The following is a 24,958-nucleotide window of genomic DNA, read 5'->3' on the forward strand; positions in this document are numbered from 1 at the left end:
CCACATCGGCCCTATGGGGAGCACGACCGACGGAGGCCCGGTGGATCTCGACATACTTCTCGCCCTGAACGGGTTCGCCGGGCGCGGTGACGTGCTCGATGCGCTGCTCGTCCAGCTTTCGGCCAGCCCGGTGTTCAAGGGCATCCCGCTGATGATGCTGGTCTGGGGGCTGTGGATGGTGCCGCATGCACATGTCGCGCGCCGCCGTGCGGGTCTTGCCGCGACATTGGTCACGGCGGTGCTGGCGCTGGCGGCGGGGCGGGTCCTGTCGATGTCCCTGCCCTACCGGGCGCGCCCGATCCACGATTCGGACCTGCCGCTGCGCCTTGCCGACACGATCGATCACGGCACCCTGAACGGCTGGTCCTCGATGCCGAGCGATCACGCGGTGCTGTTCGTGGCGCTGGCCACCGGCATCCTGCTGGTCGACCGGCGCTGGGGGCTTGTGGCGCTGGCGCATGCGGGCGTCGTCATCGCGCTGCCACGCGTGATCCTGGGCTTTCACTGGCCCAGCGACATCCTCGTGGGCGGCCTGATCGGCGCGGGCCTCGCGCTTACAGCGGTGCCCTTGCTGCGGCGCCTCCTGCTGGACACCGGCCTTCTGGACTGGCTTGAGGCACGGCCGGGTCTCAGCTATCCGCTGATGTTCCTCGTCACCCACCAGCTCGGGACGATGTTCACCTCGACCCGCACCCTGCTCGCCGTGCTGCGCGACGTGATGTCCTAGCGCCCCAGTGCCGCGGCCACGCGCGCCACGGCGGCCGAGACTGCTTGCGCGGCGTCCAGATCCGAGGTGTCGAGCAGGAACGCGTCCTCGGCGGGCCGCAACGGCGCCGCGGCGCGCTCCGAATCCCGCGCATCGCGGGCCTTCACATCCGCCAGCACGCTGTCGAAGCTGGCATCATGACCGGCCTCCAGCAATTCCGCGAGCCTTCGCCCGGCGCGGGCTTCGGCGCTGGCGGTGACAAAGAGCTTCACCTCGGCACTCGGGCAGATCACCGTGCCGATGTCACGCCCGTCAAGCACCGCGCCCCCTTCGCGCCGCGCGAAACCGCGCTGAAACTCGAGCAGCGCCGCGCGGACCTGCGGGATCACCGCGACCTCGCTGGCCGCCCGGGCGACCTCGGGGCTTCTGAGGCCCGGCTGCTCCAGAGCCTCGGGCGCCAGCCCGCGCGCCGCCGCGACCGGTTCGGAGCCTTTTAGGACCAAAGCGCCGACGGCCCGGTACAACAGCCCCGTGTCGAGATGCGCAAAGCCGAAATGCGCGGCGACGGCGCGGCCCACCGTCCCCTTGCCCGCCGCGGCCGGGCCGTCGATGGCGACCGTGAAGATCATGCCCGCCTCACATCGGCGCCGAGACCCGTCATCAGCGGCTCGAACACCGGAAATGAGGTCGCGATCGGCCCGCCGTCATCGACGCGCATGGGCTCGTTGCTGGCCAGCCCCATCACGAGGAAGGACATGGCGATGCGGTGGTCGAGACGGCTCTCGACCGTGACGCCGCCCGGCACCTCTCCATGGCCGCGACCATGGACGATCCACCAATCCTCGCCTTCCTCGACCTCGACGCCCGCGGCGCGCAGCCCTTGGGCCATGGCATCGATCCGGTCGCTCTCCTTCACGCGGAGCTCCTTGACGCCGCGCATCACGGTCGGGCCTTGGGCAAACGCCGCGACGACCGAGAGCACCGGATATTCGTCGATCATCGATGCGGCGCGGGCAGGCGGCACCTCGATGCCCTTCATGTTCGGGGAGAACCTTGCCCGCAGGTCGGCCACCGGCTCGCCCCCCTCCTCGCGCGGGTTCTCGTAAACGAGATCCGCGCCCATCTCCCGCAGCGTCTCGAACAGCCCGGCTCGGGTCGGGTTGAGGCCGATATTCGGGACCAGCACGTCCGAGCCCTCGGCGATCAGCGCGGCGCAGACCGGGAAGGCCGCGGAGCTGGGGTCGCGCGGCACCACGATGTGCTGCGGGGTCAGCTCGGGCTGACCGGTGAGCGTGATCACCCGCCCCTCATCGGTCTCCTCGACCGTCAGCTCCGCGCCAAAGCCTGCGAGCATCCGCTCGGTGTGGTCGCGGGTGGCCTCCTTCTCGATCACCACGGTTTTGCCGGGGGCGTTGAGCCCCGCCAGCAGCACCGCCGATTTCACCTGCGCCGACGGCACCGGCACGGTGTAGCGCACCGGCATGGGATCGGCCGCGCCGGTGATCGTCATCGGCAACCGCCCGCCCTCGCGCCCTTCTGCGCGCGCGCCGAACAGGGCCAGCGGATCGGTGACGCGCCCCATCGGGCGCGAGCAGAGCGAGGCGTCGCCAGTGAAGGTCGCGGTGATCGGCGTGGTGGCCATCGCCCCCATGATCAGCCGCACGCCGGTGCCGGAATTGCCGCAATCGATCACGCCCTCAGGCTCGGCAAAACCGCCGACGCCGGCACCGTGCACCGACCAACGGCCCTCGCCGTGATCCGTGACCTCGGCCCCGAAGGCGCGCATCGCCTTGGCCGTGTCCAGCACGTCCTGCCCTTCAAGCAGCCCCTCGATCACCGTTTCGCCCACCGAGAGCGCGCCGAGGATTAGGCTGCGGTGGCTGATCGACTTGTCGCCGGGCACATGCGCCTCACCGCTAAGCGCGGGCCCGCGTTGGGACATCATCGGGATCGGATCGCCATGGCCGGACATCGGGGCACCTCGTGAATTGATCGCCTCGTTCCTAGACCGGCCTCGGGACATGGTCCACGCCCCGGGCCACTTTACTCCCGAAATACTCTCCCGCCGGAGGCTCCCGCCCTCAGGGTTTGCGGAAGGTCAGGTAATGCGGGCGCCGGCCCTCGCGCAGGGCCTTCTGCTCGTAGCGTGTCGAAGGCCAGTCGACCCAAGCCCGATCGTCGGAATGATCGATGCGTTCGAAACCCGCGACCGGCACCTCCTCGAGCGTCTGGCGCACATAATCGGGGATATCCGTCGCCACCCGGAACTCGGCACCGGGTCTGAGCACATGCAAAAGCGGCACGAGATGCTCCTGCGTCACGAAGCGCCGCCGGTGATGCCGCGCCTTGGGCCATGGATCGGGATAGTTGAGAAACGCCTTCTCGACGCTGCCCTCGGGCAGCACGTCGAACAGGTCGCGCACGTCGCCCGGATGCACCGAGATGTTGTCCACGCCCGCATCGCGGATCTTGCCCAAAAGCATCGCCACGCCGTTGATGAACGGCTCGGCACCGATGATCGCCACCTGCGGATTTGTCTTGGCCATGTGCACAAGGTGCTCGCCGCCGCCAAAGCCGATCTCGACCCAGATCGGCCGTTCGCCAAAGCGGGCCGCAAGGTCGAGGGGCGCGCGCTCGGGGTTCACGTCCCAGCCGACGGGACCGGGTGAGAGCGCGTCGAGGTCGTGCTCGAGATGGTCCTTCTGCGTCGGGCGCAGGGTCTTGCCGCGAATCCGGCCATAGAAGTTGCGCCATGGGGCGCCCGAGGAATGCGAGCCTTTTGTCATGGCGCGCGGGTTAGCGCGGGTCGGACGCGCGCGCAACAGGGCTTGGCAGCACGTGGAGGCCTGTGCCGGTCGCCATGCGTATTTGAAGAGTGAAGTGGCAGGGCCACCCGATCTCCGCCACTTCGAGCCCTCGGGTTCAGAGGCCGCGCTTGAGCGCCTCGGCCAGATCCGTGCGCTCCCACGAAAAGCCGCCATCGGCTTCGGGAGCGCGGCCGAAATGGCCATAGGCCGCCGTGCGCTGATAGATCGGGCGGTTCAAACCGAGCTGCGTCCGGATGCCGCGCGGGGTAAGGTCCATGGCCTGCGCCACGGCGCGTTCGATCTCGGCGTTCGAGACCACGCCGGTGCCATGGGTATCGGCATAGATCGACAGCGGCCGCGCCACGCCGATCGCATAGGACAGCTGGATCGTGCAGCGATCGGCGAGACCCGCGGCGACCACGTTCTTGGCGAGATAGCGCGCGGCATAGGCGGCCGAACGGTCGACCTTGGTCGGGTCCTTGCCCGAGAAGGCACCGCCGCCATGCGGCGCGGCGCCGCCATAGGTGTCGACGATGATCTTGCGGCCCGTGAGGCCGGCGTCGCCGTCCGGTCCGCCGATCACGAAACGACCGGTGGGGTTCACCCACCATTCCGTCTCGGGCGTGATCCAGCCCTCGGGGAGAACCTCGCGGATATAGGGCTCGACGATGGCCCGGATGTCGGCGCTGGTCTGGCCTTCGTCCGAATGCTGGGTCGACAGCACGATCGACGTGGCCGCGACCGGCATGCCGTTTTCGTAGCGCAGGGAGATCTGGCTCTTGGCATCGGGGCGCAGCGTCGGCTCGGCCCCGGACTTTCGGGCCTCTGCAAGGCGTTTGAGCACCCGGTGCGCGTAGTGGATCGGCGCGGGCATCAGCTCGGGCGTCTCGCGGCAGGCATAACCGAACATGATGCCTTGATCGCCCGCGCCCTCTTCCTTGCCATCGGTGGCGTCCACGCCTTGGGCGATATGCGCCGACTGCGCGTGCAGCAGGTTCGTCACCTCGACGTCGCGATGGTGGAACGCCTCCTGCTCATAGCCGATGTCGCGGATGCACTCGCGCACGATCCCCTCGACCCCGCTCAGGATCTCGGACAGGCGATCCCGGTCCTTGAGGCCGATCTCGCCACCGACCACGACACGGTTGGTCGTGGCGAAGGTCTCGCAGGCGACGCGGGCCTCGGGCTCCTCGATCAGCAGCGCGTCGAGCACGGCGTCGGAAATGCGATCGCAGACCTTGTCGGGATGCCCTTCGGACACCGATTCGGAGGTGAAGATGTAATTCTGGCGGGACATGGGGAGGCGCTCCATTGAAAATCACCCGACACGCCAGGAAGCCGTTGTGTCGAGAATCCGACCCCGCTACGCTCCGTCTTGGTCCCGGTCAAGCCGATTGTGCCGCCAGCCGACGGCCGCCAGAAGCAACAGGAGCACGAGCATCGGCGCATCGCCCCAGCGCGCATAGCCCGGCGTCGGCCCGCGCGGCGGCAGTGCCGCGTCGACCGCGCCCATCTTGCCCAGATCGATCCGCGCGGTCACACGTCCCATCGCGTCGATCATCCCGGACACGCCGGTATTGGCAACCCGCGCCATCGGCATGCGCTGCTCGATCGCGCGCAGCCGCGCCTGCGCGAAGTGCTGGTAAGGGCCGGAAACGGTGCCGAACCACGCGTCGTTGGTCATCAGGAGCATCAGGCGGGGCCGCAGCGCCCCGGTCGCGGCGGCCGCGTTGATCTCGCCCGCGAAGATCCCCTCGTAGCAGATCAGCGGCAGTGCCAGCCCAATACCGGGCACCGAGACCGGGTGCAGCCCCGGCCCTGGCGCATAACCGCCGCCCTCGCTCGCTGCCAAACCTTGGATGCCGAATCGCGCGGCGACCTCGCCAAAGGGGATGTATTCGCCGAACGGCACGAGATGCGTCTTGTCGTAAAGCGACGTGATCTCGCCCGCCGCATCGACCACGATGGCCGAATTGTAGTAGCGCGCTCCATCGCGCCTCTGGATGCCGAGCGCCAGCGCCGCACCTCGCGCCGCGTCCACGCCTTGGGCCAGTGAATCGCCCGATTGATCGAGCAGCCAAGGCAGCGCCGTCTCGGGCCAGACCACGAGATCGGGCACATCGCCCTGACGGGTCAGCTCCATCAACCGCTCGTGAAACACCGGCAGCCATTTGGGGTCCCACTTCAGCGACTGCGCCGCGTTCGGCTGGACCAGCCGGACAATCGGGGCCTCTGGCACGGGCATAGGCGCGGCGCCGGGATCGAGCGCGATCCATGCTCCGATGCTGGCCAGAACCGGAATGGCGAGGCTGGCGCGGAGACCGATCGCCAATGCAGCCGCAGGCAGGCCCAGCGCGATCAGCGTCAGCAGCGGCGCACCGCCCAAAGCGGCGAGCTGCGCCACCGGCGTGTCAATGAATACGTGCCCCGGCATCGCCCAGGGAAAGCCGGTGAACACCACGCCGCGCGCCATTTCGGCCGCCACCCACAACGCCACGAGCATCCTCGTGCCCCGGCGATGCGCAAGCGCGAAAACCGCAGCCCAGAACAGCGCCAGCCCGCCGCACAGCAGCACTACCGCGAAGGGGGCCATCCAGCCGTCGCGCGCCGCATCGACGAAGAACGGCTCGATGATCCAAGACAGGCCCAACCCGAACCAGCCCGCGCCAAAGCCCCAGCCGACGAGGAATGCGCCGCGCCGCGTGGTGGCGAAGCGACGCAGCACCAGCACCAGCACCACCGCAGGGAGCGTCAGCCACCATAGCCCCCAAGGCGCCAGCCCCAAGGCAGCGACGACACCCGCGACCGCCGCCAGCCCGGCGCGAGGCCAGGGCCGCGTCGCAAGCCGCCGCGCGGTGGGACGGGCCGTGGCCCGCAACGTGCCCGAAGTCATCCGTTCAACTGTCCCGGCTTTCGGGCATGCGGATGCGCAACCGCTTGATCCGGCGCGGATCGGCGTCGATCACCTCGAACTCGATCCCGGCCGGATGCTCGATCACCTCGCCACGGGCAGGCACGTGGCCCGCCAGCATCGACACGAGACCGCCCAAGCTGTCGATCTCTTCCTCGTCGATCTCCTCATGCGCGGTCAGATCCTGCCCGATCGCACGCTCGAAGGTTTCGAGCGGCGTGCGCGCGAGCGCCAGCCAGACGCCCGGTTTTTCGCGCAGGAAGCTTTGTGCCTCGTCGACGTCGTGCTCGTCCTCGATCTCGCCCACGACGGTCTCGATCAGGTCCTCGATGGTGACGAGCCCGTCGGTGCCGCCGTATTCGTCGATGACCAGCGCCATATGTATCCGCTCGGCCTGCATCTTCTGCAGCAGCACGCCCAAGGGCATCGACGGCGGCACGTAGAGAAGAGAACGGAGCATGTCTCGCAGGGAAAAATCAGGCCGCTCGGGCACGAAGCAGAACTTCAGCGCGAAGTCCTTGAGGTTCACCAACCCGATCGGCGTGTCGAGCGTGCCGTCAAAGACGGGAATCCGGGTGAGGCCGCTGTCGCGGAACACCTCTACCAACTCTTCCATGGGAATCGTGACGGGCACCGAGATGATGTCCGCCTTGGGCACCATCACGTCCTCGACCCGCATTCGCCGCAGGTTGAGCATCCCCGGCACCGGCAGGACCGGCGCGAAGCTGCGCGGCGCTTCGACCGGCGGAAGCTCGGACTCGGCAGGTGTCAGCACCCCGATGATGCGGCTGAAGAAACCGCGCCCCCCGCCATTCTCGGCGGTGACGCTACTTGGCCCCTCGGGACCATCTCCGTCGCCGTCACGGGTGTTGCCCGTGTCGGCCGTGTCAAACGCGTCGCCCATCTTCTCCTTCCGGTGCTGCCTCGGCTGTTGCGGCATATGGGTCCGATACCCCCATCTTGCCAAGTACCTCCGTCTCGAGACCTTCCATCAGCGCCGCATCCGCATCGGTTTCATGGTCATAGCCCATGAGATGAAGGGTGCCGTGTACCAAAAGATGCGTAACGTGATCGGCGATTGTCCGCCCGCCCGCCTCGGCCTCGCGCAGGCAGGTCTCCCAAGCGATGGCGATATCGCCCAGCTCGGTCGGACCGACGGGGTCGCGGCGGGGTGGCGCGGGCCGGGCTCCGGCGCGATCGGGGCGGCGATCTTCGGACGGCCAGCTCAGCACATTGGTGGGCGTGGGCTTGCCGCGAAAATCCGCGTTGAGATCGGCGATCCGCACGTCCGAACAGCCCAAAAGGCTGATCTCGAACAGCGAAGGGTCGTACCCCAGCGCCTTGAGCGCCGCGACGCAGGCGCTCTCGGCCAGGGCCCCTAGCGACACCTCTTCCCAGCGGTGATCCTCGATCAGGCAATCGACCAGTGGCGGCCGCGCCGCCCTACGCTGCGCCATCGGCTTCATAGGCATCGATGATCGCGGCGACCAGCGGGTGACGCACCACGTCCTTCGAGGTGAAGTAGTTGAAGCTGATCTTGGGGATGCCCTTGAGCAGTCGTTCGGCATCGTGCAACCCCGAGGTGACGCCGCGCGGCAGGTCGACCTGCGAGCGGTCGCCGGTGATCACCATGCGCGAGCCTTCGCCCAGACGGGTGAGGAACATCTTCATCTGCATCGTCGTGGCGTTCTGCGCCTCGTCGAGCACCACGAAGGCGCGGGACAGCGTGCGCCCACGCATGAAGGCGAGCGGCGCGATCTCGATCACCTTCTCCTCCATCATCTTGGCGGCCTGTTTGCCGGGAAGGAAGTCGTTCAGCGCGTCGTAGAGCGGCTGCATGTAGGGGTCGACCTTTTCCTTCATGTCGCCGGGCAGGTAGCCGAGCTTCTCGCCCGCCTCGACCGCAGGGCGGCTCAGGATGATCTTGTCGACATGGCCCTGCAGGAACATCGACACGCCCACCGCGACGGCGAGATAGGTCTTGCCGGTGCCGGCGGGGCCGATGCCGAAGCACAGCTCCTTGTCGAAGAGCGAGCGCACATAGTCCTTCTGCGCTTCGGTGCGCGGCTCGACGAGCTTGCGGCGGGTCTTGATCTCGATGCGCTCGCCCGCGGGATCGGCCTTGAACAGGTCGATCTGGTCGGCATCCGTGGACGAGGCCGCGTCGGGGATACCCATGCGCAACTCGCGATCCACATCGCCCGGCTCGACCGCGCGACCGGCTTCGAGACGTGCATAGAGGGCCTGCAACACCCGGGCCGCATCCGCGCTGGCCTCTTCCTCGCCGATCACGGACAGGCGGTTGCCGCGTCGCAGAATCTGAACGCCCAGACGCTCCTCGATGGCCGAGAGGTGGCGATCATGTTCGCCGCATAGATCTATCAACAGGAAATTGTTGGGAAACTCGAGGACTGTCTCGGTCGGGCTGGCGATGGACAAGCAGGACTCCTCATGCCGGATGGCGCCTATGTAGCAAGGCGATGGTCGCAATTCGCAGGCGCGCGCGCAAGCGGATGCGGCCATGCCGCAGGCGAAAACGCGCGAGGCAGGGGTCGGTTGCCTCGCCCCGAACGCAAAAGGGCCGCGCCTTTCGGCACGGCCCCTGTGGATAGCCCGTCGTTCGGGCTCAGAGCAGGTCCGGGATCGGCGAGCCGGACTTGAACGGGCCGACCACCGTGTTCGGCTGCGCCACGCCCGAGCAGACCGGAAGGCCGTCCGGCGTCAGGCGTTCGGACATGTAGCCCTCGACGCCGTCGTCGATGATCCAGTGGTCGCAGCCGTCGGGATCGACCCAGATCCCGGCGACCATGGTCGAGACATCATGCGAGTTGATGCCGCGATCGACGGACTTCTCGGGGCCGATCGGCGCACAGGCGGCGGCGGAGCCGAGCAAGCCGAGGATCGCGAAGCTCTTCAGGACAGTCATGATGTCGCTCCTCAGCGCAGGCAGTAGATTTCGACGCGGCGATTGGTCTGCATTCCGGCGGCGGTCTCGTTCGACGCCTTGGGCTGACGCTCGCCAAAGCCGCGCACATCGACGACCCGCGCCCCGAGTCCTTGCGCCACCTGCGCCACCGAACGGGCGCGATTGTTCGACAAGGTGATGTTGTACTCGTCGCTGGCGCGGCTGTCGGTGTGTCCATAGATCAGGAAACCGAAAGCATCGGCCCCGCCGAAGAACTGGCGCAGACGCTCGCGGCCGGCGGCCGAGACGTCGTATCGGTCGGTGGCGAACAGCGTGTCGGTCGGCACGATGCCGCAGATCTCGGAGCGGTGGCACACCGGGCTGCCATCGCGCATCCGGCGCGGCCCCATGAAGCCCTCGGCCCCATCATCCATGGCCCAGTGCTCGCAGCCGTCGGGATCGATCCAGATGCCCGGCACATAGCGCTCTGCGGGCACGATGCGGGGGTCCTGCGCCAACGCCGGCGCGCTCAGCGCCCCAAGCGTCAGTCCGACCGCCGCGATCCCCCCGGCCACGGCGCGCAACTTTGCAGTGATGTATGAGGCCACTATCTTCAATCCTTTTCGATCCGTCGGCGGGCGCCCACCACCGGCAGCCGGGCGGGCCTTGTCTGTTCGCTCATTCGATTGATTGTAGTGTTAATGCGGATCGAGGCGTTGGGAAGGCCTCGGCAGGAATTTGCCAGTCCGTGAGGCTACAGTTCAACCGATATCGGGAGCATTGTTGCCCCGAAGACCATCATATCGCTGCGCGGACCATGCCGACACGACGGGCCCGCCTCAATTTCACCACGATGGCACGAGCGGAACGATTCTGCGGGACCCGGCCTCAAGAGGCCGGTCCCGCTCAACCGATCAGCGACCCGGCGAGCGAGTTGGGCCCCGAGGCGGTGATCCTCACCCGTGCGATCTCGCCGCGAAGGCTCTCGGGGGCCTGCACATGTACCGCGAAGAGATGCTCGGACTTGCCGACCATCTGCCCCGGAAGCCGACCGGGCTTTTCGAACAGCACCGTAGTCTCACGACCCACCATGGTCTCTTGGGCAGTGCGCTGCTGCTCTCCCAGCAGCGCCTGCAGCCGCTGCAGCCGCGCGTCCATCACCGACGCCTCGACCTGCACCTTGCGCTCGGCCGCGGGCGTGCCGGGGCGCGGCGAATACTTGAACGAAAAGGCCGAGCCATAACCCACGGCTCGCACCAGATCCATCGTCGCCTCGAAATCGGCGTCGGTCTCGCCGGGGAAACCGACGATGAAATCCGAGGTGAGCAGGATGTCGGGCCGCGCCGCGCGGATGCGCTCGATCAGCCGAAGATACTGGTCGGCCGTGTGCTTGCGGTTCATCGCCTTCAGGATGCGATCCGAGCCCGACTGCACTGGCAGGTGCAGATAGGGCATCAGCTTGGCCTCTTGGCCATGCGCGGCGATCAGCGCCTCGTCCATGTCGTTGGGATGCGAGGTGGTGTAGCGGATGCGTTCCAACCCGTCGATCGCCGCCAACTGCCCCACCAACGCGGCAAGACCTCCTTCGGCACCGTGCCACGCATTGACGTTCTGACCCAGAAGCGTGATCTCGCGCACTCCGGCCTCCACGAGCCCGCGCGCCTCCGCGACGATGCGTTCGGCCGGACGGCTGACCTCGGCGCCACGCGTGTAGGGCACGACGCAGAAGGCGCAGAACTTGTCGCAGCCCTCCTGCACCGTGAGAAAGGCGGTCGGCCCGCGCTTGGCCTTGGGCCGCGACTTCAGCGCCTCGAACTTGTCGTCCTCGGGGAAATCGGTATCGACGGCGCGGCCGCCCTGCCCCACCGCGCGCTCCATCTCGGGCAGGCGGTGATAGCTCTGCGGCCCGACCACGAGATCGACGAGCGGCATCCGGTTCAGGATCTCCTCGCCCTCGGCCTGCGCTACGCAGCCCGCCACGCCGATCTTGAGACCGGGCTTGGCCTCCTTGAGCGGGCGCAGCCGCCCGAGATCGGAATAGACCTTCTCGGCGGCCTTCTCGCGGATATGGCAGGTGTTAAGCAGCACCATGTCGGCGTCTTCCGCCGTCTCGGTGGTGACGTAGCCCGACGCGCCCAGCGTCTCGGCCATGCGCTCGCTGTCATAGACGTTCATCTGACAGCCATAGGTCTTGATGAAGAGCTTCTTGGGCGCCTGGGTCATCACCGCCATCCCTTTGCGTGATCAGGGGCGTGGTCTAGGCCAAAGGCCCGGCTCTTGCAATGAGGAGCCCGCTAGGCAATCCCTGTCCAGAGTACCTAAGGCCCCAGACGACAGGACGCGCGATGACCCCCGACAGCCTCGATCGTTTTGTGGCCTCCCTGCGCGCGGAGCGGCGCGGCGCCTCAATCGGACCAATGGCCCTCGTGCTGATCGAGGATGCGGCCGAGATCGAGAGCACGCTGCACCATCACCTCGCAATGGGCTTCGCGCGGGTCGTCGCTTTCGCCCCCTCGGACCTGCCCCGCCCCGCCCTGTCGGACCCCCGGCTCGACTGGGTCGAGGCCGACACCCGCACCGAAGACACCGGGATCGACATTGTCAACGCGGTGATCGGCGCCGTCTCGCCGGGGCAATGGCTGTTCTACTGCTACAATGCCGAGTATCTCTACTTTCCCTTCAGCGAGGATCGTGGCGTGGCCGAGCTTTGCGCCTTTCTCGCCGAAGAGCGGCGCGACACCGCGCCCGGCGTCACGGTCGATCTCTATGCGCCCGATCTCGCCGCCGACCCCGACGGAATGTCGCGCCTGCGGGCCAGTTTCGACCGTCTGGGATATTTCTCGCATGGGCGGCACGACGGGCGGGGCCACTTGATCGAGCGCCAAGTGGATATCTTCGGCGGGTTGCGCTGGCGATTCGAGGAGCATGTGCCACGAGATTGCCGCCAGATCCTGGGGGTCCCGTTGTTTCGCGCCGCCCCGAGGCTGAAGCTCGGAAGGGACCACCGCTTTGATCGGGCCGAGTACAACACCCTGCAATGCGAATGGCACCGCTCGCCCACGGTGGCGACATGCTCTTTCCGCACCGCCAAGGCCCTGCGCCGCAACCCGGCGTCGCGCGAGGTGATCGACGGTTTTCACTGGGCCGGATCGCAGCGTTTCGAATGGCGTGCGCGCCAACTGCTCGATCTGGGGCTGATGGAGCCCGGGCAGTGGTTCTGAACTAGGCCCGTCCGTAGGCTTCGGCGATGGCGATCTGCATCGCGGCGGCCGGGTCGCGATGCGCCCAGGACACAAGCTGAAATGCAGGATAGAACCGCTCGCAGGCGTTGAAGGCGGTGTGGATCATCGTGTCGACCTGCTCGGAGCCCGCGATTTGCCCGCCCGACAGCACCAGCCCGTAGCGGTAGGCCATCATTCCCTGCGCGCCCCACCATGTGAACCCACCCGCCCAGCAGCGGTCGTTGATGCGGTTGATCAGGTCGAGCATCTGCGGCAGCCGCGGCTCGGGCGGCTGCATCTCGAACATGCAGGCCAGACGCAGCGTCTCATCGGCGGGCTGCCAAGCCAGCGTCACCGCGTAGTCGCGCCACTGGCCCTTGAGGGTCATGGCGATCTGGTCCTCGGCCACTCGTTCGACCGCCCATTCATGCAGGTCGGCGACCTGTTCCACGAGGTCGATCGGGTGGATCTCGTCGTCGAGATAGGGCTCTGACAATGCCATGGACGGCCTCTTTTCCTTGCGGTGACGGGTGTCGGGCACCAGCCTGAGACACATGACACGGAGGTTCTTCCGTAGCGCCTGTCCCGGGTGTATATGGTGAGTCTTGGCCGAGTCGCTGTAAAGCCGTTTCTTGGGGATAATTGCCCCGATTCGGTCGATTCGAGAATCATCCCCGATATTTCCTGTGGATAACCGAATCACCCGCTTGCGGTTCCGCAGCGGCAGCGCATTCTGCGGTTTCCGCCACGAGGCCGTTGCACCCGCCGCGCCGCCGGGTCAGCCTCTGCAGCAAAAGCGGAGACAAGCATGAACACCGACCTTCTGAAGCGCCTGTGCGAAACCCCCGGCGTGCCGGGGCACGAGCATCGGGTGCGCGACCTGATCACCGCCGAGATCGACGGCCTGTTCGACCACGTGGAAACCGACCCGATGGGCAGCCTTCACTGCCGCCGCGACGCCGCCGTCCCCGACGCGCCAAAGATCATGCTGCTGTGCCACATGGATGAGATCGGCTTTCTGGTGAGCCATATCGACGAGAAGGGGTTTCTCTGGTTGCAGCCGGTCGGCGGCTTCGATCCGCGCAACCTGTTCTCGCGCCGGGTGCTGGTCTGCACCGATGAGGGCGACATCAAGGGCGTGATGAACCCCGGTGGCAAGCCGATCCACATCTCCTCACCCGAGGAGCGCAAGAAGGTGCCCGCGGTGGGCGAGTTCTACATCGACACCGGGCTTGGCAAGGCGGCCGCCGACAAGGTCGGGATCGGCGACATGGTGGTGATGGACGAGCCCTTCCTCGAAATGGGCGAGAGGTTCGTGTCCAAGGCGCTCGACAACCGCGTCGCCTGCTGGCTCGGGATCGAGGCGATGCGCCGGCTGGGCGACAAGGGACGCGGTGCCGAGATCCACGTGGTGTTCACCTCGCAGGAGGAGGTCGGCCTGCGCGGCGCGCGCACCGCCGCCTACAAGGTGCGCCCCGACATCGGCATCGGCGTCGACACGACGCTGGCCTGCGACACGCCCGGCGTGCCGGAAAAGGACCGCACCACCGTGTTGGGCAAGGGCTTCGGCCTGCATGTACGAGACACCAGCTTCATTGCGGATCGCGGCCTCGTAGCCGATCTTGAAACCCTCGCCCGCGAGCGCGAGATCCCGTTCCAGCGCACCATGCTGGCCGCCGGCGGTCAGGATGGGGCGGCGGCCCAACAGGCGGCCGCGGGTGCGCGCGCCGTGGGCGTGGTGGTCGGCACCCGCTACATCCACACCGTCACCGAAATGGTCGACCGCACCGATCTCGAGGCCGCCCGCGACATCCTGAGCGCCTATCTCGAAGGTTTCGAGGGCTGAGCCTCCTGAAATGTGAAACGGGCGGCCCGCCGGGCCGCCCGTTTCACATCCGACCGGTCGCAAGCGATCAGTTCGAGGTCTTGGTCTCGAGCGCCACGATCCGCGCCTTGAGCGCCTCGTTCTCCTCGCGCGCCTTCTGCGCCATGGCGCGCACCGCGTCGAACTCCTCCCGCGTCACCAGGTCGCGATCGGCGAGCCAACGGTCGAGCATCGACTTCATGGCGTTGTTGGCTTCGTCCTTCGCACCCTGCGCCACGCCCATCGCGTTGGTCATCAGCTGCGACAGATCGTCGAAGATCTTGTTTTTCGATTGCATGGCGGGTCTCCGCTGTTTCGGGCTGGTCCCTATATGGGCGGCGCCGGGCGTCGCGACAAGGCGGCTACGCCTCCACGCGCGGCCTCACGTCCGAGCGAGCGACGCCCCCCTCCCGCGCGGGACCCCGGATTGACAAGCCCCGGCGCGCCGCCGCAGGTATCGCCCCATGAATGGCATCCCCTTCCCCGAGATCTCGCCCGAGATCTTCTCGATCTCGCTCGGCGGGTTCGAGTTCGCGCTGCGCTGGTACGCGCTGGCCTATATCGTCGGCATCCTGCTGGGCTGGAGGCTCGCCGTCGCGGCGCTCCGGCGGCCCCGGCTCTGGGCCGGGGACGACCCCGCCATGACGCCGCCCGAGCTTGAGAACCTGCTCAGCTGGATCATCCTCGGCATCATCGGCGGCGGGCGTTTGGGCTACGCGCTGATCTACCAACCGGACTATTACCTGGCCCGCCCGTGGGAGATCCCCTTCTTGTGGCAGGGCGGCATGTCGTTCCATGGCGGCTTCATCGGCGTGATCCTCGCGATCCTGATCTTCGCGCGCCGCCACAAGCTGCCGCTCGGCGGCGTCGCCGACACCATCGCGCTGGCCACGCCGCCCGCGATCCTGCTCGGCCGCATCTCGAATTTCATCAATGCCGAGCTTTGGGGCCGCCCGACCGACCTGCCATGGGGCGTGATCTTTCCCGGCGAGGCGGCGCAGGATTGCGCCGGCATCGTGGGGGCATGCGCGCGCCACCCATCGCAACTCTACGAGGCGGGGATCGAGGGTCTGTTTCTGCTGGTGCTGTTCACCCTCATGGCGTTCCGCTGGGGCGCGCTGAAACGCCCTTGGCTGCTCTCGGGGACTTTCTTTCTCGTCTATGGCATCGGCCGCTTCCTGGTGGAGTTCGTGCGCCAGCCGGACGCGCAGTTCGTCGGTCCGGGCAACCCCTTGGGCCTCGCGCTGCATGTCGACGGCTGGGGCCTGACCATGGGCCAGCTCCTGTCGCTGCCGATGATCCTCGCGGGGCTCGCGGTGATCGCCGCCGGGCGTCGCCAAGCGCAGCCCGCATGACGGCGCTGCGCGAGATCCTGCTGCGACGCATCGCGGCGACCGGGCCGATGAGCGTGGCCGACTACATGACCGAATGCCTGCTGCACCCGGTGCACGGCTACTATACGACGCGCGATCCGCTGGGCGCGGGCGGCGACTTCACCACCGCGCCGGAGATCAGCCAAATGTTCGGCGAGCTCATCGGCCTGTCGCTGGCGCAGGCCTGGCTCGACCAGGGCGCGCCCTCGGCCTTCGTTCTGGCCGAGCCGGGCCCGGGGCGCGGCACGCTGATGGCCGACATTCTACGCGCCACCGCCCACGTGCCGGGGCTTCACGACGCCGCCCGCCTGCACCTCGTCGAGGCCTCGCCCGCCCTGCGCGCCGCGCAGGCGCGCGTGCTGCCCCATGCGACATGGCACGACCGGCTCGACCAGCTCCCCGAAGAACTGCCGCTGTTCCTCATCGCCAACGAGTTCTTCGACGCGCTGCCGATCCGCCAGTTCATCCGGGACGGCAATGGCTGGCGCGAACGGGTGGTCGGGCGCGATGAGGACGAACTCGTCTTCGGCCTTACCTCGCCCCTGCCCCTCGCCGATCTCGAACACCGGCTCGACGACACGCAGGACGGCGACATGGTCGAGGTGTCGCCTGCCCTGCCCGCGCTCATTGGCGAAATCGGCGGCCGCATCGCGGCGAGCGGCGGCGCGGCGCTGATCGTCGATTACGGTGGCCGGGGCGGCACTGGCGACAGCTTTCAGGCGGTGCGCAACCATCGAAAGGTCGATCCACTGACCGAACCGGGCGAGGCCGACCTTACCGCGCATGTCGATTTCGAGACGCTCGCCCGCGCCAGCGTCCCCGCCGCCTGCGCCGGACCGGTGCCGCAAGGCGTGTTTCTGGAACGGCTCGGCATAACCGAGCGGGCGCGCGCACTGGCATCACGGCTCGATGGCGCGGCGCTCGACCGCCATGTCGCCGCACATCGTCGCTTGACCCACCCCGAAGAAATGGGCGACCTGTTCAAGGTAGCCGCACTTCATCCGTGCAATGCCCCGCCGCCACCCGGAACCGAACCGTGAACGCAGCCACACCGCTCGACATCATCATTGCGGACAGCCTGTCTCCCCTGCGCCACGGCTTTTTCGGCCGCGCCGGCGGCGCCTCCTCGGGGGTGTTCGCGGGGCTCAACTGCGGACCCGGCAGTTCGGATCAGCTCGAGGCGGTGCGAATCAACCGTGCCAAGGTTGCGAAGGCGATGAGCGTCACGCCGGACGCGCTGATCGGGCTGCATCAGGTCCATTCCGCCGACGTCGTGACCGTGACCGCGCCAAGTGACCAGCCTGCCCACGCCGACGCGCTGGTCACCGCGACGCCCGGCCTCGCGCTCACCATCCTGACCGCCGATTGCCAGCCCGTGCTCTTCGCGGATGCCGGGACCGGTGTCATCGGGGCCGCTCATGCCGGGTGGAAGGGGGCCTTGGCGGGTGTGCTCGAGGGGACGATCGACGCGATGATCGGCCTCGGGGCACGGCGCGAGCGCATTCACGCGGTAATCGGCCCCTCGATCAGCCAGCGCAACTACGAGGTCGGGCCGGAACTGCTCGATGCCTTCCTGAGCGAAGACGATGAGGCGGGGCGGCATTTCGCCCAAGGCGAGGGTGACAGGCTGCTGTTCGACCTGCCGGGCTTCGGCCTGCGGCGGCTGCGCGCGGCCGGCATCGCTTCGGCGGAATGGACGCATCACTGTACCTATGCCGATCCGGCCCGGTTCTTCAGCTATCGCCGCGCCACCCATGCGCGCGAAGCCGATTACGGGCGGATGATCGCGGCCATCCGGCTTTGAGAGCACGGCGGGGTCCGGCGCGGCCCATCAATGAAACAGTCCGTTTCAACTGCATCTTTTGACACGACGACCCCGTGGCCCCATGTTGGGGCCGAACCCAATGATCTTCGGGTGTTGTCGGTGGGGGCCGACAGCCGATGTGACGACCGAAAGGTGATCGCATGGCCCTGCCCCTGCTCCCCCAAACCGTTCCGGCGCGTGCCGGTGCGCCTCTTCCCGTGCCGATCGCCGCCCCCGCGCCCGCCTCGGCGCGTGCAACCGGGCTGATGCGCCGGATCGAAATCCTTACCCTATGCCCGCACCGCCCCGGCGACATCGTGGAGACGACGCGCGTCGTCCCTGCCGTGCCGATCTTCGAAGAGGCGGTGGCGGCCTTCGCCCGTGGCGCCCAGGTCCCCACGGAACGCGGTCTCGTCGCCGTCGAGGACCTGTTGCCGGGCGACCGCGTCAAGACCGTCGGCCGGGGCTTTCGGACACTGCTGTGGCGCGGCGCCACGACGCTGGTGACCGGCGTGCCGGGGCAGTCCGCCGAGATGGGGCGACTGACGCGGATCTCAGCGGACGCGCTGGGCATCGCCCGGCCCATGCACGACCTCGTGCTCGGGCCGATGGCGCAGCTGGTGCGTCAAGGCGACGCGATCGAGCGGATCACCGGCCACCGCGCCGCCGCGATCCCCGCGCGTGACCTGATCGACGGCCTGGGCGTGGTGGAGTTGACGCCGCCCTCGGCCGTCGCGGTGTTCCACCTGGGCTTCGAGCGGCACGAGCGTTTCCTGGCCAATGGCGTGGAGGTTGCAAGCTATCACCCCGATCCGTCCCGCTTGGCCCGGCTTCTATCCGATGAGCGCGAATTGTTCCTGTCGTGCTTTCCGCATCTGCAGCAAATCGAGGATTTCGGCCCCCCCGCCCTGCCGCGCCTGCGCGCGACCGAGCTCGACATGGTGGCCTGAGGGGGTCTCGCCTCAGGCCTTGCGGGCCAGCCGCTCCTCCAGCACGTCGAAAGGCACGCCGGGCTCTGCCTTGGCGTTTCGGATCACCAGGCTGGTCTTGACCGAGGCGACATTGGGCGCCGAGGTCAGCTCGCCGGTCAGGAACGATTGAAAGCTGCGCAGGTCGGGTGCCACGCATTTGAGGATGAAATCCACCTCGCCATTGAGCATGTGACACTCGCGCACGAGGGGCCAACCGCCGCAGCGCGCCTCGAAGGCCGACAACTCGGCTTCGGACTGGCTCACCAGACGCACCATGACGAAGACTGAGACGTCGAAGCCAAGCTCGCGCGGGTCGACATCGGCATGATAACCTCGGATATAGCCCTGCTCCTCGAGCGTGCGCACCCGTCGCAGGCAGGGCGGGGCCGAAATGCCCACACGCCGCGCCAGCTCCACATTGGTCATTCGGCCATCGGCCTGCAGCTCGGCCAGGATCATCCTGTCGATCTCGTCGAGTTTCGCCCCAGGCATCGTCGTCTCCATGAATGTTGCGCCAGACCTAGGGCACTACGGCAACAAACGCAAGAATATTGCGCACACGCGCAACATCGTGACCCGGAACGTGACGTAGGTGCCGCAACGGTCTAGAACCGCTTAGGCAGCGGGGTTTGCACCGGCAGGGACAGTGGCTATATGCAGCCGACTTCAGGCTTGCAAGGGGACGTCCCATGACCACGCGCCGCGACACCAGGGTACTCATCATCGGCTCGGGCCCGGCGGGCTATACCGCAGCCGTCTATGCGAGCCGCGCGATGCTCAACCCGATCCTCGTGCAGGGCCTTGAGCCGGGCGGCCAGCTCACCACCACCACCGAGGTCGAGAATTGGCCCGGCGACGCCACCGTGCAAGGTCCCGACCTGATGGTGCGGATGGAGGGCCATGCGCGCGAGATGGGCGCCGAAATCATCACCGACATCATCACCGATCTCGACCTGTCGAAGCGGCCCTTCGTCGCAAAGGGCGACAGCGGCACCGAATACGTGGCCGAGGCGGTGATCCTCGCCACCGGCGCCCGTGCCAAGTGGCTCGGCCTGCCCTCCGAGAAGGCCTACAAGGGCTTCGGCGTTTCGGCCTGCGCCACCTGCGACGGGTTCTTCTATCGCGGTCAGGAGATCGTCGTGCTGGGCGGCGGCAATACCGCCGTGGAAGAGGCGCTGTTTCTCACCAACTTCGCGTCCAAGGTGACCTTGATCCATCGCCGCGACGAGCTGCGCGCCGAGATGGTGCTGCAAAAGCGCCTGTTCGAGCATCCCAAGGTCGAGACGCTCTGGTTCCACCAGATCGAGGAGGTCGTGGGCGAGGACAGTCCCAAGGGCGTGACCGGCGTGCGGGCCAAGAACGTGCAAACCGGCGAGATTACCGAGATCCCGGCCAAGGGCGTCTTCGTAGCCATCGGCCATGCGCCCGCCTCCGAACTGGTCAAGGACCAGCTCGAGACGCATCACGGCGGTTACGTGAAGGTCGAACCGGGGTCGACCCGCACCTCGATCCCGGGCGTGTTCGCGGCTGGAGACCTCACCGATCACGTCTATCGTCAGGCGGTAACAAGCGCGGGCATGGGCTGCATGGCAGCACTCGACGCCGAGAAATTCCTCGCCGAGCACGGGGGTGCCGCCGAGGTGGCGGGCCATTCCAAGGACGAGACCCTGCCGCTGGGTTACGGCGCGCCACAGACCGCGGACGCCGAGTGACGACGGGGGCGGATATTTTCCGCCCCCTTTCGATCCCTCTTTGGCGCATCTGCGCCGAAGGGGCCGAACCCCTTGCTCCTGTGGCGTCGGCTTCGGGTCGCTTTCACCATGACGGGCAGCCCGCGCTTTATGCTTCGCTGAGCCCCGAGGGCGCAGGCGTGGCGATGGCCAGCTATGCGAGCCCCGGCGATCCACCCCGGCTGATCTGGCCGCTGCATCTCGCGTCCAAGGCGTTGGCGGATCTGTGCGACCGGGCGGTCTGTGCGGCGCTCGGGATCGACCCTGACGATCTCGTGTCGCGATGGGCCGATGACAGGGCCGCGGGACGACAGGTACGGAGTTGGCGGGCCTCGGACCATCTGCGCGCCATGGGACCGGACGGCTTTCTCTATCCCTCCCGCAAGGCGCCCGAGCATGGCCATGTCATTCTGTTCGCAACGAAGGGGCTGCGTCTGGCCGGGCCACCGGAGCCTTGGAGTCTTGCCGCGCCCATTCTCTAGGCGAGGTGTTCGCGCCTCGGTATCAGACGCGCCAGTCTGTTCCCCAAGGTTCGCCATCAGCGGAAAACGGTTCGTTTCGCGACCTCGGCCACTTGAACAATGGCCGACGCACGGTCTAGGAGCGGCACAAGCACCCCCCGGCCCCCCTGGAGAATTGTCTTGATGGCCTCGAACCTCGCCCCGATCCCCGAACTGTACGTTTCCTACGAGTCCGCCCAGAAGCTGAAGGTCGAGGCCGGCAACCTCACCAGCCACGACCTGACCCCGCGCCAGATCTGCGACCTCGAGTTGCTGATGAATGGTGGCTTCAACCCCCTCAAGGGGTTCCTCACCGAGGAGGACTACGACAGCGTCGTCGAAACCATGCGCACCAAAGACGGTGCGCTGTGGCCGATGCCGATCACGCTCGACGTCTCCGAGAAGTTCGCCGAGTCCGTCGAGCCGGGTCAGGACATCGCGCTGCGCGATCAGGAAGGCGTGATTCTCGCCACCATGACCGTCACCGACAAGTGGGTGCCCAACAAGGCGCGCGAGGCCGAAAAGGTCTTTGGCGCCGACGACAGCGCACACCCGGCGGTGAACTACCTGCACAACCAGGCGGGCAACGTCTATCTCGGTGGCCCGGTCACCGGCATCCAGCAGCCGGTGCATTACGACTTCCGCGCCCGCCGCGACACGCCCAACGAGTTGCGCGCCTATTTCCGCAAGATGGGCTGGCGCAAGATCGTCGCGTTCCAGACGCGCAACCCGCTGCACCGCGCCCATCAGGAACTGACCTTCCGCGCCGCCAAGGAAGCCCAGGCCAACCTGCTGATCCACCCGGTCGTCGGCATGACCAAGCCGGGCGACGTGGATCACTTCACCCGCGTGCGCTGCTACGAGGCGGTGCTCGACAAGTATCCGTCCTCCACGACGCACCTGTCGCTGCTGAACCTTGCCATGCGCATGGCAGGCCCGCGCGAGGCGCTGTGGCACGCGATCATCCGCAAGAACCACGGCCTCACGCACTTCATCGTCGGCCGCGACCATGCCGGCCCCGGCAACAACAGCCAGGGCAAGGATTTCTACGGGCCCTATGACGCGCAGGAACTGGTGCGCCAGCATCAGGAGGAAGTCGGCATCGAAATGGTCGACTTCAAGCACATGGTCTATGTGCAGGAGAAGGCGCAGTACTACCCGATCGACGAGGTGCCCGAGAACTCCACCGTTCTCAACATCTCCGGGACCGAACTGCGCCGCCGCCTTGCCGAGGGCCTCGAGATCCCTGAGTGGTTCTCCTTCCCCGAAGTGGTCAAGGAGCTGCGCCGCACCAAGCCGCCGCGCGCGAAGCAGGGCTTTACGGTGTTCTTCACCGGTTTCTCCGGTTCGGGCAAATCGACCATCGCCAACGCGCTGATGGTCAAGCTGATGGAGATGGGCGGCCGTCCCGTGACGCTGCTCGACGGTGACATCGTGCGAAAGAACCTCTCCTCCGAGCTGGGTTTCTCCAAGGAGCACCGCGACCTCAACATCCGCCGCATTGGCTATGTCGCGAGCGAAATCACCAAGAACGGCGGCATCGCGATCTGCGCGCCGATCGCGCCCTATGCCACGACGCGCCGCGCCGTGCGCGAGGATGTCGAGAGCTTCGGCGCCTTCATCGAGGTGCATGTCGCCACCTCGATCGAAGAGTGCGAAAAGCGTGATCGCAAGGGCCTCTATAAGCTCGCGCGCGAAGGCAAGATCAAGGAGTTCACCGGCATCTCGGACCCCTACGATGTGCCCGAGAGCCCGGAACTGCGGGTCGAGACCGAGGGCACCGATGTCGACAACTGCGCGCATCAGGTGATCCTGAAGCTCGAGCAGATGGGCCTGATCGCGGGCTGATCCCTGCCATTGCGGACGGATCTTCACCCCGTCCCCCAAAAAACGACAGTCGGCCATTGGGCCGGCTGTTTTCTTTTGAATAGGCGATCCGCCTTGACGGCACAGGCCTCCGCTGGCGATGTGGCCCGGTCCGTTCATTCGGGAAGCAGCATGAAAACACCCGGCCCGAGACCTTGGACGGCGCGCCCACACCAGGCCCCCGACACCGCCGCATATCCGGCCTTGTACGACCGATGCCGCTTCCCGGCCCGGCGCGAGGCGGCGTCATGAGCGTGCCCTCTCTCGGCCAGGACATGGGCGTGATCTATTGCCTGCTCGCCGCGATTGCCTGGGGCACCACCGGCACCGTGGCCAGCCTCGCGCCGGAGGTGCCCGCCCCGGCTATCGGCGCCGCGGCGATGGGCTTGGGCGGCCTGCTGCAGGCTGCCATCGCCTGGCGCGCCATCCGCGACGCCCGCGAGGGGCTGGGCCGGACCTGGGGACTGCTGGTCGTCGGGGCGATCGCCGTGGCGATCTACCCCCTCGCCTTTTATTCCTCGATGCGTCTCGCCGGGGTCACCATCGGCACCGTGATCTCGATCGGATCGGCGCCGCTTGTCTCCGCGCTCCTCGAAAACCGGCTGGAGCGCCGCCCGCTCAGCCTACGCTGGGCAATCGGTGCCGCCATCGGCATCGCGGGGATGATCCTGCTGAGCCGTGCCGATGCGGATCACGGTGCGATCGCGCCGGACGCTCCGCTCGGGGTCGGTCTCGGTCTCGTGGCGGGGGGGACCTATGCGCTGTATTCCTGGACTGCGGGCCAGCTGATGCAGCGCCGCATTCCAGCCATGGCCGCGATGGGCGCAACCTTCGGGCTTGGCGGACTTCTGCTAATGCCGGTTCTGGCCGCGACGGGCGGGCCGCTTCTCGACGGCCCCCGAAACTTCGCGGTCGGTGCCTACATGGTCATCGTGCCGATGTTTCTGGGCTACATTGCCTTCGGCCGCGGGCTAGAGCGCATCGCCTCAAGCCTCGCAACGACGATCACTCTGTTCGAGCCGGTGGTGGCGGCGCTGCTCGCTGTGCTGATAGTGGGCGAAAGGCTGCCCGTCACGGGCTGGCTCGGCGTGGCGCTGATCCTCGCCTGCCTGCTGTGGATCACACTGCCGTTGCCGCGTCTTCCGGCAGAGCGACGCCTGCGCCGCGCGACCGTCCCTCGGCGGTGACGCGGCCCGCCCGGCCCGGCCATGGAACGAGAACGGCCCGCCGCCTCGGACGAGACGACGGGCCGCAAGGCAGGTCTCAGTGAAGCGTCACCGGCTGCATGTCGTGCTGGCGGGCCAAGGTGAAGGCCAGCTTGCGGTCAGCCACGAGGGCGAGCTGCTGGCCGTCGCTGTCATGCACGGCGAATAGCGTGTCGAGTCCGTCGGCCTGTTCGCGCACCTCCTCGGGGAGATCGGCCACGCAGACCGGCTTGACGTAGACGAGCTTGCTCTCGTCATCGGCGGAGAGCTTGTGATGGCGGAACTGGGTATTCATTTTCCACTCCTCTTGATGCGGATCGTCTGCACGACGCTGTCGGCGGGCTGACGGGACAGGTCGATGTGCAAAAGGCCGTTCTCCATGACCGCGCCGCCCACCTCGACGCCATCCGCGAGCACGAAGCTGCGCTGGAACTGGCGCGCGGCGATGCCGCGATGCAGGAACACCCGCTCGGAACCGGCGTCGGACTGGCGTCCGCGCACCACGAGCTGGCTGTCCTCCACGGTGATCGACAGGTCGGCTTCGGCAAACCCGGCCACGGCGAGCGTGATCCGATAGGAGCGGTCCGAGGTCTGCTCTATGTTATAGGGCGGATAGCCGTCTCCCGACGCCTTGGCGGTACGTTCGACCAGCCGTTCGAGCTGTTCGAACCCCAGAAGGAAGGGGTGCGTCCCCAATGTGAGCTTCGTCATGCGACACGTCCTCAAACCAAGCGACCGTCCGTCAGCGGCCCCGGCAATCGGCAGCCGCCTGACCCTCAATATGGGTGGCGCAAATCCGCCTTGCAAGTGCTGGGGCTATGCGGCGCGGAGTGCAGCTTCTATGATGTCCTAAACACTCGGGACAGCTGCATGAACAAGTCGGCGAAGATGGAAGAGATCGAGGTGCTCCGGGTGGAGCTCGAAGTGCTCAAGAGCGAGCACCGTGATCTCGACGAGGCGATCCATGCGCTCGAGGAGCGGGGTGGGGCCGACATGCTGCGGCTGCGCAGGCTCAAGAAGCAAAAGCTGTTGCTGAAGGACAAGATCTCCCGCATCGAGGACCGGATCCTGCCCGACATCATTGCCTGAGCTGCG

28 protein-coding genes and 1 riboswitch are annotated in these 24,958 nt (G+C 67.3%); of the genes, 12 read left to right on the plus strand and 16 right to left on the minus strand.

Annotation, left to right across the window (positions count from 1 at the left end; genetic code table 11):
• Positions 1 to 40: 40 nt before the first annotated feature.
• Positions 41 to 727 carry a phosphatase PAP2 family protein gene (locus ACJASC_RS11120; protein WP_415146021.1) on the plus strand — a complete coding sequence of 229 codons (687 nt, stop codon included), beginning with the start codon at positions 41 to 43 and terminating at the stop codon, positions 725 to 727.
• On the opposite strand, the gene ACJASC_RS11125 is transcribed toward ACJASC_RS11120, so the two are convergent.
• The 11 genes from ACJASC_RS11125 to miaB all read right to left on the minus strand — a co-directional run bounded on the left by ACJASC_RS11125 (position 724) and on the right by miaB (position 11,552).
• Positions 724 to 1,335, minus strand: coding sequence for a (d)CMP kinase (locus ACJASC_RS11125; protein WP_021692591.1), 612 nt, complete (start codon positions 1,333 to 1,335; stop codon positions 724 to 726). The genes ACJASC_RS11120 and ACJASC_RS11125 overlap by 4 nt on opposite strands.
• Positions 1,332 to 2,678, minus strand: a complete 1,347-nt coding sequence (gene aroA / locus ACJASC_RS11130; RefSeq protein WP_415146024.1) for a 3-phosphoshikimate 1-carboxyvinyltransferase — start codon at positions 2,676 to 2,678, stop codon at positions 1,332 to 1,334. The genes ACJASC_RS11125 and aroA overlap by 4 nt, the downstream gene beginning before the upstream one ends.
• A gap of 109 nt (positions 2,679 to 2,787) precedes the next feature.
• Complete coding sequence (trmB, locus tag ACJASC_RS11135; RefSeq protein ID WP_415146026.1) at positions 2,788 to 3,492, minus strand: tRNA (guanine(46)-N(7))-methyltransferase TrmB; 705 nt, start codon at positions 3,490 to 3,492, stop codon at positions 2,788 to 2,790.
• Positions 3,493 to 3,628: 136 nt separating this feature from the next.
• On the minus strand, positions 3,629 to 4,810 hold the full coding sequence (metK, locus tag ACJASC_RS11140) for a methionine adenosyltransferase (protein WP_415146028.1): 1,182 nt from the start codon (positions 4,808 to 4,810) through the stop codon (positions 3,629 to 3,631).
• Positions 4,811 to 4,817: 7 nt separating this feature from the next.
• Positions 4,818 to 4,866, minus strand: a riboswitch (SAM-SAH riboswitch).
• Between the two features lie 10 nt (positions 4,867 to 4,876).
• Positions 4,877 to 6,406, minus strand: a complete 1,530-nt coding sequence (gene lnt / locus ACJASC_RS11145) for an apolipoprotein N-acyltransferase (RefSeq protein ID WP_415146030.1) — start codon at positions 6,404 to 6,406, stop codon at positions 4,877 to 4,879.
• 4 nt (positions 6,407 to 6,410) lie between these two features.
• On the minus strand, positions 6,411 to 7,328 hold the full coding sequence (locus ACJASC_RS11150; RefSeq protein ID WP_021692596.1) for a hemolysin family protein: 918 nt from the start codon (positions 7,326 to 7,328) through the stop codon (positions 6,411 to 6,413).
• The gene (gene ybeY, locus ACJASC_RS11155) at positions 7,312 to 7,881 is read right to left on the minus strand and encodes an rRNA maturation RNase YbeY (RefSeq protein ID WP_415146032.1); all 570 of its coding nucleotides are present in this window, start codon (positions 7,879 to 7,881) and stop codon (positions 7,312 to 7,314) included. Before ybeY ends, ACJASC_RS11150 begins: the two co-directional genes overlap by 17 nt.
• Complete coding sequence (locus ACJASC_RS11160) at positions 7,868 to 8,863, minus strand: PhoH family protein (protein WP_415146034.1); 996 nt, start codon at positions 8,861 to 8,863, stop codon at positions 7,868 to 7,870. The genes ybeY and ACJASC_RS11160 overlap by 14 nt, the downstream gene beginning before the upstream one ends.
• A gap of 187 nt (positions 8,864 to 9,050) precedes the next feature.
• Positions 9,051 to 9,350: a hypothetical protein gene (locus ACJASC_RS11165; RefSeq protein WP_415146036.1), complete on the minus strand. Its 300-nt coding sequence runs from the start codon at positions 9,348 to 9,350 to the stop codon at positions 9,051 to 9,053.
• 11 nt (positions 9,351 to 9,361) lie between these two features.
• On the minus strand, positions 9,362 to 9,937 hold the full coding sequence (locus tag ACJASC_RS11170; RefSeq protein ID WP_415146038.1) for an OmpA family protein: 576 nt from the start codon (positions 9,935 to 9,937) through the stop codon (positions 9,362 to 9,364).
• Positions 9,938 to 10,235: 298 nt separating this feature from the next.
• Positions 10,236 to 11,552: a tRNA (N6-isopentenyl adenosine(37)-C2)-methylthiotransferase MiaB gene (gene miaB / locus ACJASC_RS11175; protein ID WP_415146040.1), complete on the minus strand. Its 1,317-nt coding sequence runs from the start codon at positions 11,550 to 11,552 to the stop codon at positions 10,236 to 10,238.
• A 122-nt stretch (positions 11,553 to 11,674) separates the two neighbouring features.
• Here miaB and ACJASC_RS11180 point away from each other — a divergent pair, with 122 nt between their 5' ends.
• On the plus strand, positions 11,675 to 12,550 hold the full coding sequence (locus ACJASC_RS11180; RefSeq protein WP_415146042.1) for a glycosyltransferase family 2 protein: 876 nt from the start codon (positions 11,675 to 11,677) through the stop codon (positions 12,548 to 12,550).
• A gap of 1 nt (position 12,551) precedes the next feature.
• On the opposite strand, the gene ACJASC_RS11185 is transcribed toward ACJASC_RS11180, so the two are convergent.
• On the minus strand, positions 12,552 to 13,052 hold the full coding sequence (locus tag ACJASC_RS11185) for a type III secretion system chaperone family protein (RefSeq protein WP_021692603.1): 501 nt from the start codon (positions 13,050 to 13,052) through the stop codon (positions 12,552 to 12,554).
• A 306-nt stretch (positions 13,053 to 13,358) separates the two neighbouring features.
• On the opposite strand from ACJASC_RS11185, the gene ACJASC_RS11190 reads away from it, so the two are divergent.
• A complete protein-coding gene (locus ACJASC_RS11190; protein ID WP_415146044.1) occupies positions 13,359 to 14,396 on the plus strand; it encodes a M42 family metallopeptidase in 1,038 nt (345 codons plus the stop codon).
• A 67-nt stretch (positions 14,397 to 14,463) separates the two neighbouring features.
• Here ACJASC_RS11190 and ACJASC_RS11195 read toward each other — a convergent pair whose 3' ends face one another.
• Positions 14,464 to 14,712 carry an accessory factor UbiK family protein gene (locus ACJASC_RS11195; protein ID WP_021692605.1) on the minus strand — a complete coding sequence of 83 codons (249 nt, stop codon included), beginning with the start codon at positions 14,710 to 14,712 and terminating at the stop codon, positions 14,464 to 14,466.
• A gap of 166 nt (positions 14,713 to 14,878) precedes the next feature.
• Between ACJASC_RS11195 and lgt the strand changes: the two genes are divergently transcribed.
• The 4 genes from lgt to ACJASC_RS11215 all read left to right on the plus strand — a co-directional run bounded on the left by lgt (position 14,879) and on the right by ACJASC_RS11215 (position 18,541).
• Positions 14,879 to 15,769: a prolipoprotein diacylglyceryl transferase gene (gene lgt, locus ACJASC_RS11200; RefSeq protein ID WP_415146046.1), complete on the plus strand. Its 891-nt coding sequence runs from the start codon at positions 14,879 to 14,881 to the stop codon at positions 15,767 to 15,769.
• Positions 15,766 to 16,827: a class I SAM-dependent methyltransferase gene (locus ACJASC_RS11205; RefSeq protein WP_415146048.1), complete on the plus strand. Its 1,062-nt coding sequence runs from the start codon at positions 15,766 to 15,768 to the stop codon at positions 16,825 to 16,827. The genes lgt and ACJASC_RS11205 overlap by 4 nt, the downstream gene beginning before the upstream one ends.
• A complete protein-coding gene (gene pgeF, locus ACJASC_RS11210; RefSeq protein WP_415146050.1) occupies positions 16,824 to 17,591 on the plus strand; it encodes a peptidoglycan editing factor PgeF in 768 nt (255 codons plus the stop codon). The genes ACJASC_RS11205 and pgeF overlap by 4 nt, the downstream gene beginning before the upstream one ends.
• 161 nt (positions 17,592 to 17,752) lie before the next feature.
• Positions 17,753 to 18,541 carry a Hint domain-containing protein gene (locus tag ACJASC_RS11215; RefSeq protein ID WP_021692609.1) on the plus strand — a complete coding sequence of 263 codons (789 nt, stop codon included), beginning with the start codon at positions 17,753 to 17,755 and terminating at the stop codon, positions 18,539 to 18,541.
• Between the two features lie 12 nt (positions 18,542 to 18,553).
• Here ACJASC_RS11215 and ACJASC_RS11220 read toward each other — a convergent pair whose 3' ends face one another.
• Positions 18,554 to 19,054: an Lrp/AsnC family transcriptional regulator gene (locus tag ACJASC_RS11220; RefSeq protein ID WP_021692610.1), complete on the minus strand. Its 501-nt coding sequence runs from the start codon at positions 19,052 to 19,054 to the stop codon at positions 18,554 to 18,556.
• A 197-nt stretch (positions 19,055 to 19,251) separates the two neighbouring features.
• Between ACJASC_RS11220 and trxB the strand changes: the two genes are divergently transcribed.
• From trxB to ACJASC_RS11240, 4 genes are all read left to right on the plus strand, one after another.
• Entirely contained in the window at positions 19,252 to 20,274 is a 1,023-nt protein-coding gene (gene trxB, locus ACJASC_RS11225) for a thioredoxin-disulfide reductase (protein ID WP_415146053.1), read from the plus strand.
• On the plus strand, positions 20,271 to 20,774 hold the full coding sequence (locus tag ACJASC_RS11230) for an RES family NAD+ phosphorylase (RefSeq protein ID WP_415146055.1): 504 nt from the start codon (positions 20,271 to 20,273) through the stop codon (positions 20,772 to 20,774). The genes trxB and ACJASC_RS11230 overlap by 4 nt, the downstream gene beginning before the upstream one ends.
• A gap of 162 nt (positions 20,775 to 20,936) precedes the next feature.
• The gene (locus ACJASC_RS11235) at positions 20,937 to 22,640 is read left to right on the plus strand and encodes a bifunctional sulfate adenylyltransferase/adenylylsulfate kinase (RefSeq protein WP_415146159.1); all 1,704 of its coding nucleotides are present in this window, start codon (positions 20,937 to 20,939) and stop codon (positions 22,638 to 22,640) included.
• Between the two features lie 266 nt (positions 22,641 to 22,906).
• The gene (locus ACJASC_RS11240) at positions 22,907 to 23,845 is read left to right on the plus strand and encodes a DMT family transporter (protein WP_415146057.1); all 939 of its coding nucleotides are present in this window, start codon (positions 22,907 to 22,909) and stop codon (positions 23,843 to 23,845) included.
• Positions 23,846 to 23,921: 76 nt separating this feature from the next.
• Here the strand turns inward: ACJASC_RS11240 and ACJASC_RS11245 are convergent, their stop codons facing one another.
• A complete protein-coding gene (locus ACJASC_RS11245; protein WP_021692615.1) occupies positions 23,922 to 24,158 on the minus strand; it encodes a DUF1150 family protein in 237 nt (78 codons plus the stop codon).
• The gene (locus ACJASC_RS11250) at positions 24,155 to 24,574 is read right to left on the minus strand and encodes an Hsp20 family protein (RefSeq protein WP_021692616.1); all 420 of its coding nucleotides are present in this window, start codon (positions 24,572 to 24,574) and stop codon (positions 24,155 to 24,157) included. The genes ACJASC_RS11245 and ACJASC_RS11250 overlap by 4 nt, the downstream gene beginning before the upstream one ends.
• A gap of 159 nt (positions 24,575 to 24,733) precedes the next feature.
• Here ACJASC_RS11250 and ACJASC_RS11255 point away from each other — a divergent pair, with 159 nt between their 5' ends.
• A complete protein-coding gene (locus ACJASC_RS11255) occupies positions 24,734 to 24,952 on the plus strand; it encodes a YdcH family protein (RefSeq protein WP_415146059.1) in 219 nt (72 codons plus the stop codon).
• Positions 24,953 to 24,958: the final 6 nt, after the last annotated feature.

This window comes from Limimaricola cinnabarinus (assembly GCF_047631075.1).
Lineage (GTDB): Bacteria > Pseudomonadota > Alphaproteobacteria > Rhodobacterales > Rhodobacteraceae > Limimaricola > Limimaricola cinnabarinus.

Coding starts and splice junctions, on each gene's coding strand:
- ACJASC_RS11125 (WP_021692591.1), bottom strand. CDS start 1,335: ATGATCTTCACGGTCGCCATCGACGGCCCGGCCGCGGCGGGCAAGGGG.
- aroA (WP_415146024.1), bottom strand. CDS start 2,678: ATGTCCGGCCATGGCGATCCGATCCCGATGATGTCCCAACGCGGGCCC.
- trmB (WP_415146026.1), bottom strand. CDS start 3,492: ATGACAAAAGGCTCGCATTCCTCGGGCGCCCCATGGCGCAACTTCTAT.
- metK (WP_415146028.1), bottom strand. CDS start 4,810: ATGTCCCGCCAGAATTACATCTTCACCTCCGAATCGGTGTCCGAAGGG.
- lnt (WP_415146030.1), bottom strand. CDS start 6,406: ATGACTTCGGGCACGTTGCGGGCCACGGCCCGTCCCACCGCGCGGCGG.
- ACJASC_RS11150 (WP_021692596.1), bottom strand. CDS start 7,328: ATGGGCGACGCGTTTGACACGGCCGACACGGGCAACACCCGTGACGGC.
- ybeY (WP_415146032.1), bottom strand. CDS start 7,881: ATGGCGCAGCGTAGGGCGGCGCGGCCGCCACTGGTCGATTGCCTGATC.
- ACJASC_RS11165 (WP_415146036.1), bottom strand. CDS start 9,350: ATGACTGTCCTGAAGAGCTTCGCGATCCTCGGCTTGCTCGGCTCCGCC.
- miaB (WP_415146040.1), bottom strand. CDS start 11,552: ATGACCCAGGCGCCCAAGAAGCTCTTCATCAAGACCTATGGCTGTCAG.
- ACJASC_RS11180 (WP_415146042.1), top strand. CDS start 11,675: ATGACCCCCGACAGCCTCGATCGTTTTGTGGCCTCCCTGCGCGCGGAG.
- ACJASC_RS11185 (WP_021692603.1), bottom strand. CDS start 13,052: ATGGCATTGTCAGAGCCCTATCTCGACGACGAGATCCACCCGATCGAC.
- ACJASC_RS11190 (WP_415146044.1), top strand. CDS start 13,359: ATGAACACCGACCTTCTGAAGCGCCTGTGCGAAACCCCCGGCGTGCCG.
- ACJASC_RS11195 (WP_021692605.1), bottom strand. CDS start 14,712: ATGCAATCGAAAAACAAGATCTTCGACGATCTGTCGCAGCTGATGACC.
- lgt (WP_415146046.1), top strand. CDS start 14,879: ATGAATGGCATCCCCTTCCCCGAGATCTCGCCCGAGATCTTCTCGATC.
- ACJASC_RS11205 (WP_415146048.1), top strand. CDS start 15,766: ATGACGGCGCTGCGCGAGATCCTGCTGCGACGCATCGCGGCGACCGGG.
- ACJASC_RS11215 (WP_021692609.1), top strand. CDS start 17,753: ATGGCCCTGCCCCTGCTCCCCCAAACCGTTCCGGCGCGTGCCGGTGCG.
- ACJASC_RS11220 (WP_021692610.1), bottom strand. CDS start 19,054: ATGCCTGGGGCGAAACTCGACGAGATCGACAGGATGATCCTGGCCGAG.
- trxB (WP_415146053.1), top strand. CDS start 19,252: ATGACCACGCGCCGCGACACCAGGGTACTCATCATCGGCTCGGGCCCG.
- ACJASC_RS11235 (WP_415146159.1), top strand. CDS start 20,937: ATGGCCTCGAACCTCGCCCCGATCCCCGAACTGTACGTTTCCTACGAG.
- ACJASC_RS11240 (WP_415146057.1), top strand. CDS start 22,907: ATGAGCGTGCCCTCTCTCGGCCAGGACATGGGCGTGATCTATTGCCTG.
- ACJASC_RS11245 (WP_021692615.1), bottom strand. CDS start 24,158: ATGAATACCCAGTTCCGCCATCACAAGCTCTCCGCCGATGACGAGAGC.
- ACJASC_RS11250 (WP_021692616.1), bottom strand. CDS start 24,574: ATGACGAAGCTCACATTGGGGACGCACCCCTTCCTTCTGGGGTTCGAA.
- ACJASC_RS11255 (WP_415146059.1), top strand. CDS start 24,734: ATGAACAAGTCGGCGAAGATGGAAGAGATCGAGGTGCTCCGGGTGGAG.